General features: G+C 71.1%; 7 protein-coding genes and 2 pseudogenes. 3 read left to right on the top strand and 6 right to left on the bottom strand.

Going from position 1 to position 12,211, the window contains the following annotated elements:
• Positions 1–147 precede the first annotated feature (147 nt).
• Genes JX552_RS25925 through JX552_RS25915 form a run of 3 tightly spaced genes read right to left on the bottom strand, consistent with a single transcriptional unit; the run spans position 148 to position 1,896 of the window.
• The gene (locus JX552_RS25925; RefSeq protein ID WP_205874651.1) at positions 148–438 is read right to left on the bottom strand and encodes a MoaD/ThiS family protein; all 291 of its coding nucleotides are present in this window, start codon (positions 436–438) and stop codon (positions 148–150) included.
• Complete coding sequence (gene moaA / locus JX552_RS25920) at positions 431–1,510, bottom strand: GTP 3',8-cyclase MoaA (protein ID WP_205874650.1); 1,080 nt, start codon at positions 1,508–1,510, stop codon at positions 431–433. Before moaA ends, JX552_RS25925 begins: the two co-directional genes overlap by 8 nt.
• Complete coding sequence (locus JX552_RS25915) at positions 1,507–1,896, bottom strand: YccF domain-containing protein (RefSeq protein ID WP_205874649.1); 390 nt, start codon at positions 1,894–1,896, stop codon at positions 1,507–1,509. The genes moaA and JX552_RS25915 overlap by 4 nt, the downstream gene beginning before the upstream one ends.
• A 163-nt stretch (positions 1,897–2,059) precedes the next feature.
• Here JX552_RS25915 and JX552_RS25910 point away from each other — a divergent pair, with 163 nt between their 5' ends.
• Entirely contained in the window at positions 2,060–2,479 is a 420-nt protein-coding gene (locus JX552_RS25910) for a cold-shock protein (protein ID WP_205874648.1), read from the top strand.
• A 291-nt stretch (positions 2,480–2,770) separates the two neighbouring features.
• Here JX552_RS25910 and JX552_RS25905 read toward each other — a convergent pair.
• Together JX552_RS25905 and JX552_RS33510 are read right to left on the bottom strand one after the other, a co-directional pair.
• Positions 2,771–3,687: pseudogene (locus JX552_RS25905) on the bottom strand (PPE family protein).
• Positions 3,688–3,758: 71 nt separating this feature from the next.
• Complete coding sequence (locus JX552_RS33510; protein WP_205874643.1) at positions 3,759–5,357, bottom strand: PE family protein; 1,599 nt, start codon at positions 5,355–5,357, stop codon at positions 3,759–3,761.
• Positions 5,358–5,864: 507 nt separating this feature from the next.
• On the opposite strand from JX552_RS33510, the pseudogene JX552_RS32790 reads away from it, so the two are divergent.
• A pseudogene (locus tag JX552_RS32790) lies at positions 5,865–5,945 on the top strand (hypothetical protein); the annotation flags it as partial.
• Positions 5,946–5,981: 36 nt separating this feature from the next.
• Positions 5,982–6,986: a glutathione S-transferase family protein gene (locus tag JX552_RS25890; RefSeq protein ID WP_205874642.1), complete on the top strand. Its 1,005-nt coding sequence runs from the start codon at positions 5,982–5,984 to the stop codon at positions 6,984–6,986.
• Between the two features lie 23 nt (positions 6,987–7,009).
• Here JX552_RS25890 and JX552_RS25885 read toward each other — a convergent pair whose 3' ends face one another.
• Positions 7,010–12,061 carry a PE family protein gene (locus JX552_RS25885; protein ID WP_205874641.1) on the bottom strand — a complete coding sequence of 1,684 codons (5,052 nt, stop codon included), beginning with the start codon at positions 12,059–12,061 and terminating at the stop codon, positions 7,010–7,012.
• Positions 12,062–12,211 lie beyond the last annotated feature (150 nt).

Here is a 12,211-nt window from a genome sequence, read left to right as displayed (position 1 = left end):
CCCGTCACGTGTGCAATTGATCGGCGTTTTCGTCACACCGGCGGCAGAAAACGCCAGGAATCGGACACGTTTGCGCAGCTCATAACACCCGACACCGGAGCGTGGCCGCGTTGTTATCGTTCCGTTACGTGAGATAACTCACACTTTTTATCCGCCGGCGAAGGGCGGGAGTACGTCAACCGTGTCGCCGGCGGATAACGCCGAGGCCTCATCTCGGACGGCAATTCCGTCGCGCAGATACGAGCATCGGCTCAAAACCGTCGCCAGGTGGGTACCCCGATTGGCGAGCTCTTGAACCAACGCCGCCACGGTCGCACCGGTAGGCAACAGAAGCGTTTCCGACTCGATACCTGCCGCGGCCCTGGCCGCCGCGAAATAGCGGACCGTCACCTCGACCCCACCGCCGCCGTTGGAAGCCGCAGCGGACCTCTCAGCCACCGATGGCGCTCATCGGACGGTCGGGCTGGATGAAGCCCGGTTCGTTGATTCCGTGGCCGGCCGGCTTGGCCCACATCGCCGCGCGCCAGGCCGCCTCGATCGCATCGTCATCGGCGCCGCCGCGCAGCAGGCTGCGCAGGTCCGTCTCCTCGCTCGAGAACAGGCAGCTGCGGATCTGACCATCGGCCGTCAGTCGGGTGCGGTCGCACGCCGAGCAGAACGCGTGGGAAACCGACGCGATGATGCCGACCTTGCCGCGCGGTGTGTCCGGTCCGGAGTCGACCAGCCAGAGCTGAGCGGGGGCAGAACCGCGCGGTGCCGGGTCCGGCTCGAGGCGAAAGTGCGGGCGCAACGCCGCTAGGACGTCGTCGGCGCTCAGCGCGGCGCCGGGACGCCACTGATGTCCCGCATCGAGCGGCATCTGCTCGATGACACGCAGCTGGTAGCCGTTCTCGAGGCAGTAACGCAGCAGGCCGACGACATCCTCGCGGCCGGTGCCGGGATCCAGGACCGCGTTGACCTTGACCGGTTGCAGGCCGGCGGCTTTGGCGGCGGCCAAACCTGCCAGCACGTCGTTCAGCCGGTCCCGGCGGGTGATGGCCGCGAAGTGGGTGGCATTGACGCTGTCCAGCGAGACGTTGACCCGGTCCAGGCCCGCTGCGGCCAGGCCCGCCGCCCGTCGCGCCAACCCCACCCCGTTGGTGGTCATAGAGATCTCGGCGCGGGGGGTCAACGCGGCCACCGCGGCGACCACGTCCTCGAGGTGCCGAACCAGCAGCGGTTCGCCGCCGGTGAAGCGGACACTGGTGATTCCCAACCGGCTGATTGCGAGACGCAGCAGCCGGGCCAACTCGTCCGGCCGGAGCAACTGATGGCCGGGCAGCCAGTCCAAGCCCTGCTCGGGCATGCAGTAGTTGCACCGCAAATTGCAGCGGTCGGTGAGCGAGACCCGCAGGTCGGTCGCGACACGGCCGTAGCTGTCCAGCAACGGCCCGTCCCGGGGCCCTGCCAGGGGCCCGGACGCGGAGCCTGGCCTGGGCACCGTCGGAAGGCCCAGCGCGGTCAGCGTCATGCGGTCACCCGTGCGTCGGCGGGAACGATCTCCTTACCCAGCGGAACCAGGGATACCGGGATCAGTTTGAGGTTCGCCACGGCTAGTGGAATCCCGATGATCGTGGCGGCCATGGCGATCGCGCTGGCCAGGTGACCGATTGCCAGCCACAACCCGAACAGCAACACCCAGATGACGTTGCCGACCAGCGCGCCCGTCCCCGCGCCGGGCTTCTCGACGATGGTGCGGCCGAAGGGCCACAGCGCATATGACGCGATTCGCAGCGCGGCGAAACCGAACGGGATGGTGACGATCAGCAGAAAGCACACCAGGGCTGCCAGCAGATAGCCGAGGGCCAGCCAGAGGCCACCGAAAATCAGCCAGATAACGTTCAGGATCAGGCGCATCTCTCCTCCAGCGGTAATGCCAGCCTACCGAGTACCCGCTAAACCGGGGTGCTTGGCGGACAGGCAGCCGAGTAGGATCTGTGATCGTCATCGCGTCCTGCGCAGGCGGGACGCGTCTTCTATGTCGCATACCAGTGATCCGTCAGACAAGCAGGTGAGAGCAGTGCCGACCGGCAAAGTGAAGTGGTACGACTCCGAGAAGGGGTTCGGCTTCCTGTCGCAAGAGGATGGCGAGGACGTCTACGTCCGCTCCTCGGCGTTGCCCGCGGGTGTCGAGGGGCTCAAAGCAGGACAGAAGGTCGAGTTCGGCATCGCCTCCGGCCGGCGTGGCCCGCAGGCGTTGAGCCTGAAGCTGATTGACCCACCGCCGAGCCTGGCCCGGTCGGCGGCCCGCCCCCGGCGCGACGCGCCGGCCGAGCACAAGCACAGTCCCGACGAGTTGCACGGCATGGTCGAGGACATGATCACATTGCTGGAGAGCACCGTGCAGCCCGAGTTGCGCAAGGGCCGCTACCCGGATCGCAAGACCGCCCGACAGATTTCCGAGGTGGTCAAGGCCGTCGCCCGGGAGTTCGAGGCCTGATTCTCGATCTTGCGGGAGCCCTTTCGGGTGGACCACACAGTCCGCACGGCCGTGGCCCCCGAGGACGTCTTCCCGGTGTGCACGTAGATCATCCCGGCCGTCCCGGCACCCGACGGCTCACCGGTTAGTGCCCGAAACGCTGAACCGCCAACAGTGACAAAAGTCAGGTGGTAAGGCTCGCGCCTACTACGAAGATCTTTCATTTGTAGGTCGGAATCCGCGCCGCGGCGCCTTGTCGCCCTGGGTCCGCCGATGACCGGCGTCGCGTTGGCTACACCAGTGGAATCAGCTCTATCGGGGGAGCGACCCGTTGAATCTGGCGATCGCGAGCAGGAATTCTTGCGTCAAGGAAGCAAACTGACTGTTGGGGTTGAAGAAAAGCCTCTGCAAAACATTGTTGAGATTTTTCAGCGACTCGGCACCGAGACCTCCCGCGGAATTAATGGCGTTAACCCATGCCTCCGCCAGCTCGTCGAGTTGTCCAGCCCGTACGGCGTTCACGATGGTTTTTTCCAGCTGTGCCTCGTCCTTGAGGATCTCTTCGGTGAATGGCTTGAAGGCTGCCGTGACTGTCTGGACCGCGGCCTCTAGGTCGTCGGTGATTTCGTCGGCCAGGTTGATCAGGGGTTGTAGTGCGGTGGTGATCGGCGAGGCGGCTTCGGCGGCGGCGGAGACCTGGCCGGTGAGGCCTGCGAGGGCGTTTTCCCAGGGACTTAGTTGTGCGGCGGCTGCTGAAGCGCCGTCGAAATAGCCCAGCATTGCGGAGATATTTCTTGCCCACATCTCTTGATATTCGATTTCTTTGGCCGCGATCGCCGGGGCGTTGAGTCCAAAGAAGTTGTGTATCGCCAGCGAGGTCATGAGTTGGCGGTTGATGACAATCTCGATCGGGTGGGCTACGGCCGCCTTGGCTGCTTCGTAGGCGCTGGCTGCTGCTTTGGCGCTGGCGGCGGCGGTGCGGCCTGGGTGGACGCCTGGTCGAGCCACAGGGTGTAGGGGGTGGACGCGGCGGCCATTGCCTGGGCTGCCGGGCCCTGCCACGCCGAGCTGGAGACGTTGGCGATATGTGTGGTGAACGAGTTCGCGGCCAGGGACAGTTCGGTGGCCAGGCCCTCCCATGCGCCGGCGGCCTCGAGCATGGGTGTGGTACCGGCGCCGGAGTACAGCTGTTTCGAGGTGAACTCTGGTGCTGAGGTCAAGAAACTCATGGCGGTTATCCTTCCCGGCCGGCCCGATCCAGCCTGCCGTCAGCGGTCAATGTCGGTTTGGCCGGCTACTTTCAGCCAAGCAGGCCCTTCGAACCTTTTGCGCCAGCCTTGCCCGCGCCGCCCTGTTGGCCGCCCAGGCCCCCTAGACCCGGGCCGTAAGCGCCGTTGCCGCCTGCGCCCCCCGATCCGCCGGTGCCGCCAGGGGTGGAAGCGGAGTTGCCCGAGCCGCCGTCGCCAGCTTTGGCGTACTCGCCCGTCGCACCGTTCTGGCCGCCGTTGCCGCCGGTGCCGCCGTTGCCGCCGCTGCCGCCGGCACCGCCGGTGCCGCCGGTGCCACCCAGTCCGGCGATGCCGTTCGCTGAGTTCCCGCCCGCGCCGCCCCCGCCGCCCACGCCGGCCGTTCCACCACCGCCGCCGACGCCGCCGGTACCCCCTGGAGTCTCTGTCACGACACCGGGGAGGCCCGGGAAGCCATTGCCGCCGGTGCCGCCGGTGCCACCGGTGCCACCCTGGCCGCCGGTGCCACCTTGGCCGCCGACACCGCCGTAACCGTTGGTCGAGGACCCGCCCATGCCGCCCGAGCCGCCGGCGCCGCCGGCACCCCCCGTGCCCCCCGTGCCCCCCGTGCCGCCGGGGTCGCCCGGGATGCCGAGGCCGCCCGGGGTGCCGTCGGCGCCTACGGTACCGATCACGCCCAAGCCCCCTTGCCCGCCAGCTCCACCTACTCCGCCGGCGCCGCCATTTCCGCCGATGGACCCGCCGGCTCCACCGGCTCCGCCGTTACCGCCTTGGCCTCCGGGACCGGGCGCGCCGCCCAAGACGCCGGCGACACCGGCCGCACCCGCGCCGCCGGCTCCACCGGCTCCGCCGGCCCCACCGTTTCCGAATAGGCCGGCGTTGCCGCCGGCACCCCCGTTTCCACCGGCAACAAGGGGATTCGGTGACGCCGCGCCCGGTGCGCCGGCCCCGCCGTCGCCGAACAGGATGCCGCCGTTACCGCCCGCCCCGCCATTGCCGCCCAGGCCCGGCAGCGCTGCCCCGCCAGCCCCGCCGCTGCCGATCAACCCGGCGTCACCGCCACGGCCGGCCGAGCTGGTCGCCGTCTGGGCGGCGCCCTGGCCGCCGTTGCCGAACAACCACCCACCGTCGGTGCCTTCGCCGCCGTTGATGCCGGCCACGCCGGTGGTGCCGTTGCCGATCAGCCCGCGGCCGGTCAACGCCACGAACGGCGCGTTGATCACCGGATCCACCACGGCACCCACCGGGCTGGTAATCCAGGCCTGGCTGAGGAATTCGAGCGGGTCGCCGATCAGCACCCCCGGAGCGGCGGTGATCGCCGCCTGCAGCGCGCCCAGCGGTGCCAACTCGACGGTGGCGGCCCACGCGGCATTGGTGGCTTCGGCGCCGGCGAACATCGCGCCGCCCGAGTTCAGGGTCGCGACGAACTGTTGATGAAACGCCGTCATCTGCGCGCTGATCGCCCGGTACTGCTGGCCATAGGCGCCGAACAGGGCCGCGAGCGCCTCCGACACCTCATCGGCGGCGGCCGCGGTCACCGCCGTGGTCGGCGCCAGTGCCGCCGCGTTAGCCGCACCAAGTGTCATGCCGATTCCGGCCAAATCCGAGGCCGCACCGACCAGCAATTCCGGAGTAGCGAACACAAACGACATAGCCTGCCCCTGTTCGATATGGCGGCAGCGGGGCTGCCTGGCCGACCCGATTCGACTGGCTCCTATCGTAGTTCGCTCGGCGGGTAATCAATCGATTGTTTATAAAACTTGACCGATTAAATTTTGGAGTTGGCGAGCCGTTGGCGCGGGCTGGTAGCGGGCCGTTCGCGAACATGTAGACCCGGGCTGCGAAATCAGCGGAGAGGCTCATGCGGTCCCAGCGGTCGGGAGTGGGCGGACCCGATTGACGGTGAGCGCGCTGCGCAGCGCGCGAGCAAGATCTCGAAGCGGTCGCATCATCGCCGGTGGGCGCAGTATTCGGGCAGGCGCCGGGTACGACAAGCCTCGACGGCAATCGTGAGCAAGGAGGCGGCGAGGGCACAGCAAGCGCGCGGGTCGCCGAGGAGCGGGCCAGGGCCCAGGCGGAGAACCGCGTGAAAGTGGCTGGGAAAAAACATCTTTCGCTAGAGATCTGTTCCGCGGTCGCTTTTCTGTTGGAGCTGATTCATCGTCGACCAGTCCGAGGGCACCAGCCCCTGGATCGCGGATTGGGAGCCCGGACCGTCCACCCAGACCGACCTGGCCTAGCGGTTCATGAACGCGTCCGTGCGGCAGGATGGATGTATGGGCTCCTACGTCGCCGGCAAGGGCGAGTTCAACCGCGACACCAACTACATCACCACCCGTATTACCGCCGATGGGCGCGACGGCTATCCGGTTGAGCCCGACCGGTACCGGCTCGTCGTCGCCCGGGCCTGCCCCTGGGCCAACCGGACCATCATCGTGCGGAGACTGCTGGGCCTGGAATCGGTTCTCTCCATTGGTTTTTGCGGACCCACCCACGACGAGCGCAGCTGGACGTTCGACCTGGATTCCGGTGGGGTGGACCCGGTGCTGAAAATCCCGCGGCTACAGGACGCCTACTTCAAACGTGATCCCGACTACTCCGAAGGCATCACCGTCCCGGCGATCGTCGACATTCCGACCGGCGCCGTCGTCACCAACGACTTCGCGCAGATCACCCTCGACTTCTCCACGGAGTGGACGGCCTACCATCGGGCGGGGGCGCCGCAGCTCTACCCGGAGGAGCTGCGCGCCGAGATCGACGAGGTGAGCCAGCGGATCTACACCGAGATCAACAACGGGGTGTACCGGTGCGGGTTCGCGGGCTCTCAGGATTCCTACGAAGCGTCCTACGACCGGCTGTTCACCGCCCTGGACTGGGTGAGTGAGCGCTTAGCCAGGCAGCGATATCTGGTGGGGGACACCATCACCGAGGCCGATGTCCGGTTGTTCACCACGCTGGCCCGCTTCGACCCGGTGTATCACGGGCATTTCAAGTGCAACCGGTCCAAGTTGTCGGAGCTGCCGGTGCTGTGGGCCTATGCCCGAGACCTGTTCCAGACACCGGGTTTTGGCGACACCACCGACTTCGTCCAGATCAAGCAGCACTATTACATCGTGCATTCCGACATCAACCCCACCGGCATCGTGCCGAAAGGGCCTGACCTGTCCAGTTGGCTCACGCCGCACGGCCGGGAAGCCTTGGGAGGCAGGCCTTTCGGTGACGGCACCCCGCCCGGGCCGCCGACCGAGACGGAGCGGGTGCCGGCCGGGCACGGGGCGTAGCGGCTGTCGCGCTGACCGCTACGTCACGGGGGTGTCAACGGAAGCCACGGCCACGGTCCGATCCACAACCCGGGAGGGGTCAGATCCCTTGCGTCGTGGCTGATGCCCCTGGTGCCGGGCACGCCGGTGGTGCCGCCCTGCCCCTTGCCGCCGGATAGGCCGTCGGTGCCTCCGGCCGCCACCGTGCCGTCGCCGCTCGTTCCACCGGCCCCAGCGGCGCCGCCCTCGGCGCCCTGACCGCCGCCCCCGGCGCTCCCGCCGTCCCCGCGGGCGCCGCCGTTACCCCCGGAACCTTCTCCGAAGAGACCCTGACCGCCTTCGCCGCCGGAGCCGCCCTGGCCGCCGCCCCCGCCGGTGCCGCCGTTCCCACCGGCCCCGCCGGCGCCGCCGACGCCACCTGACCCGTTGGCGGACGAGCCCCCGGCCCCGCCTGCGCCACCAACACCCGCGTTTCCGCCGTTTCCGCCGGTACCGCCCGTTCCGCCGCTCCCGCCGTCGCCATTGCTGCTGATGAACCAGTCGTAGCCGCCCGCGCCTCCGTTAGCGCCGTACCCGCCGGTCCCACCGGTGCCACCGGTGCCGCCGGCCCCGCCGGTGCCGCCGGCTCCACCGTTGCCGTTGGTGGCCCCGCCGCCGGCCCCACCGAGCCCGCCGGTCCCGCCAGTGCCGCCATCTCCGGCAAGGCCGCCGTTGCCGCCGGCGCCGCCGCGTGCGCTCGGGCCGCCGGTGCCGCCGGTGCCGCCGGACCCGCCGCTCGCACCAAGGCCGGCGGTCCCACCCGCTCCGCCTTGACCGCCGGCACCACCGTTGCCGCTCACCGTGCCGCCGGCGCCCCCGGCGCCGCCGTTGCCGCCGGCGCCACCGCTACCCGCGTTCGAGGCGCCGGCACCGCCGTTGCCGCCGGTCCCGCCGATCCCACCGCGAGTGCCGCCACCGCCATTGCCGCCGACCCCGCCGGTGCCGGCACCCAAGCCGCCGTCGCCGCCGTCTCCACCGTTGCCGCCGTAGACACCTTGACTGGCTTGGGCAAAGGTCCCGGCATCGCCGCCGTTGCCGCCGGCGCCGCCGGTACCGCCACCGCTGCCGCCGACGCCGCCGTCGCCGCCGGTGCCGCCCGGGCCGCCGGTAATTCGGCCGAGGAGGTTATTCAGCTGACGTGTGAGGCCGAGGCCGCTGCCGCCTGAGCCGCCGGTGCCGCCGGTGCCGCCGGTGCCACCCTCGCTGCCGCCGGCGCCGCCGCTACCTCCGGTGCCACCTACCCCGCCATTCAACCCGCCACCACCGGCAGCACCGCCGGCGCCGCCGAGGCCGCCGCCGCTGCCGCCGTTGCCGCCGTTGCCGCCGTTGGCGCCGTTGCCGCGGAAATGGCCGTCACCGCCAGTACCGCCGGCGCCGCCGGCCGCGGAGACGGTGCCGTTGCTGGCGCCGCCGTTGCCGCCGTTGCCGCCGACGCCGCCGGTCGAGGACCCGACGATGGTGCCGCTGCCGCCGTGGCCGCCGTTGCCGCCGGCCTGTGCGGGTCCGCCGTCGGCGCCGTCACCGCCAGGGATGCCATTGGGGGCGTCGACGTATGGGCCCGTGGCGCCCTTGCTTGCCGGGGCTTGGGGCGACGGCGGAAGGGGCTGCGCCTTCGGGTTCTGCCCGGCCCCACCGGCTGCGCCCTGTCCGCCGTTGCCGCCGGCGCCACCGTTCCCGTTGGTGCCGGCGTCACCGCCGGCCCCGCCGGCGCCGCCGCTGCCGGGAGTGTTGTCGGGGCCGACGAGGCCGCGACCGCCGTTGCCGCCGTTGCCGCCGTTGCCGCCGGAGGCGCCGTTCCCGCCGTGGCCGCCGGCCCCGCCGTCACCGCCGTCCAGCACGCCGGTCTTCACGAATGCCAGGGCGCCGTTGCCGCCGTTGCCGCCTTTACCCGCGATGCCGCCGGTAAAGGCGGTCTCGGCGTTGCCGCCGTTGCCGCCGTTCCCGCCATGGCCGGCGGCCTGGTTGGTATTGACGCCGTTGGTGCCGTTGCCACCGTTGCCGCCGTTGCCGGCTGCCGCCGGGGCGCCAATGGTCCCCGTGTTGCCGCCGTTGCCGCCGTTGCCGCCGTCCCCGTTGCGGAATGTTGGGGTGCCGCCGTTGCCGCCGTGGCCACCGTTGCCGGCGCGACCCAGGTTGGAGTTGGCGTTGCCGCCGTTGCCGCCGTTGCCGCCATCTCCGCCGCGGTCGGTGACGGCGCTTTGGCTGTTGCCGTTGCCGCCGTTGCCGCCGTTGCCGCCGTTGGCCTCCAAGCCGATGCTGCCGGCGTTGCCGCCGGCGCCGCCGTCACCACCGCGTCCGGTTCCGGAAGTGCCGTTGACGCCGCCGTTGCCGCCGTCGCCACCGTGACCGGCGTAGCCGGTCACAGAGTTGCCGCCATCCCCGCCGGCACCGCCGTTTCCACCGAAGAGACCATCGCCACCGCGCCCGCCGGCCCCCCCGTGCGGGACGCCGCCGGAATAGTTGACGCTGGTACCGGAGTTGCCGCCGTTTCCGCCCTTACCGCCGGCTCCGCCGCTGGCGATGAGCGGCCCGGTTCCGCCGGCGCCGCCAGTGCCGCCATTGCCCGCGGTGCCGCCGATCGCGGTGGCATTGCCGCCGCTGCCACCCGAACCACCATCGCCGCCCTTGGAGCCCGCCCCGCCGGTGCCGCCGTCTCCGGCGCTGCCGGTGGTGGCGTTGCCGCCGTTGCCGCCCATACCGGCTGCGACGCCTTTGGCGCTGGTGCCGCCGCCGGTGCCGCCGTTACCGGCTGTTCCGGTGGTGGCGTGGCCGCCGTTGCCGCCGGTACCGCCGGTGGCCGTGTTGCTCAGGCCGCCGGCGCCCCCGTTGCCCGCAATCCCGCTGGTTACATTGCCGCCGTTGCCGCCGGTGCCGCCGATCCCGTTGGTGCCCAGGCCGCCGGTGCCGCCGTCGCCGCCATGACCGCTGATGTCGAAGAAGCCGACCGGGTTGCCGCCACGACCACCATTGCCACCGGTCCCGCCGGTGGTGCCGGTGCCGCCAGCGCCGCCGCTGCCGCCGGTGCCGGCCCTGCTGTTGCCGCCATCGCCGCCGGCACCGCCGGAGCCAGTCAGGCCTTGGCCGCCGGCGCCGCCGGTGCCGCCGGTGCTGGCCTCGCTTTCGCCGCCGTTACCGCCGACGCCGCCGGTGGTGCCGTTGCCGCCGTTGCCGCCGGTGCCGCCGATGCCGAAACTGTTGCCGCCGTTACCGCCATTGCCACCCGCGTCGTTGCGGCCGTCGCCGCCCCGACCGCCGTTACCGCCGGTGCCGGAGGCGCCGTCGGTGCCACCAATCGGGCTGGCGCTGCCGGGATTACCGGCATTACCGCCATTGCCGCCGTTGCCACCGACGCCATTGCCGGTCAGCGGCGACTGGCCGTCTCCGCCGTGGCCGCCGTTACCGGCCGCGCCGCCGGCGAGACCGTGAAGGCCGGACCTGCCGCCGTTGCCGCCGTTGCCGCCGTCGCCGGCGAAGTTGACGATGGCGTCCGGGTAGCCGCGGCCGCCCGTGCCGCCGTCGCCGCCGGCCCCGCCGTTGCCGGCGTCTCCGCCGTCGCCGCCGTTGCCGCCGGAACCGCCCTGTCCGCCGATACCGATGACGGCTTTGCCGATAAGGACGCCGGCATCGGCGCCCCTGCCACCGGAACCGCCGTTGCCGCCGCTGGTAGGTATGACGCCTTTGGTGCCATCGGCGCCGGTGGTTCCGCCGGTTCCGCCTGTGCCCGCGGTGCCTCCGTTGCCGCCGACCCCGACGACCGTGCCGGGGTTCCCGCCGTTGCCGCCGTTGCCGCCGTTGCCGCCGTTTGCGTCGGCAGTGGTGCCTATGAGGCCGGCCGCCCCGGCGCCGCCGTCGCCGCCGACTCCGGCGTTGCCGCCGGCGCCGCCAGCCCCGCCGTCGCCATTGACACCGCTGACGCCATTGCCTTGGGCGTGTCCGGCGTTCCCGCCGTTGCCGCCGTGCCCGCCGGCCGCGCCGGCCCCGCCGTTGCTGCCATTGCCGCCGGTGCCGTTGCCGCCGTTGTCCCAGCTGCCGGTCGCCCCGGTCTGCCCGGCCCCGCCGGCTCCGCCCTGGCCACCCACGCCGCCGACCCCGCCGTCGCCGCCATTGCCCCAGATGGTGCCGCCCATGCCGCCGGTCCCGCCGTTGCCGCCTCGGCCGCCGGCCCCGCCCGTTGCGCCGTTGCCATCCGGGCCGATCCCGCCGGTGGCCCCAGGCGCGCCCGCTCCGCCTGCTCCGCCGGCCCCGCCATGCCCGTACCGCAGGGCGTTGCCCCCGGCGCCACCATTGCCACCTGCGATCAGCGGGTTCGAGGAGGCGGCACCCGGTGCCCCCGCGCCCCCGTCGCCGAACAGCCAGCCCCCATTGCCCCCGTCACCGCCGTTTCCGCCCAGGCCGGGCAACGCGGCCCCGCCGCGCCCGCCGGTGCCGATCCAACCGGCGTCGCCGCCACGACCGGCGGGTGTGGTCGCCGTCTGGGGTGCGCCTTGCCCGCCGTTGCCGATGAGCCAGCCGCCGTCGGTACCCTCGCCGCCGTTAACGCCGACCACGCCGTTCTCGCCGTTGCCGATCAGGTCGCGGCCGGTCAGAAGTTCGAATGGTGTGTTGATCACCGGGTCGACGACCGCACCCAGGGGGCTGGTGATCCATGCTTGGCCAATGGCCTCGAGTGGGTCACCGATCAACACTTCGGGAGCGGTGGCGATGGCCGCCTGCAGCCGGGTCAAAGAGACAGGCTCGGTCGCGGCGGAGCCCAGACCTAGTTGTAGCAGCGTCGCGTTTGTGGCTTCGGCGCTGGCGAAGACGCTCCCGGCGTTGGCGAGGCGCTGCACAAATTGGTCGTAGAGCTCGGCCAGGCGCAGACTGGCGGACTGGTATTGCCGGCCGAAGGTGCCGAACAAAGCCGCAACGGCCGCCGAGACCTCATCACCCGCGGCTGCCGCGAGCATTGTGGTCGAGGCCGCGGCTGCGGCGTTGGACTCCGTAATCTGCGCGCCAACACCTGCCGCGTCCCGCGCTGCCAGCGCCAACATCTGAGGCGAAACGGTCAGGAACGACATGGCGCACCTCGGCTATCCGTTCGTGACGGAGAGCCCGAGAAGCCGCCACGACACTGGGAAGACTTCTTGAACCGTAACTCCGTAGCGTGAATCAAACAATCGATAGTTAAATTGCTGGCCCGAACACTCTGCCCGGCTGTTGACGCGGCG

The sequence above is a fragment of the Mycobacterium gordonae genome, from assembly GCF_017086405.1.
Taxonomy (GTDB): domain Bacteria; phylum Actinomycetota; class Actinomycetes; order Mycobacteriales; family Mycobacteriaceae; genus Mycobacterium; species Mycobacterium gordonae_D.
Note: the sequence above shows the minus strand (reverse complement) of the source record. Positions and strands in the feature narration are given on the sequence as shown.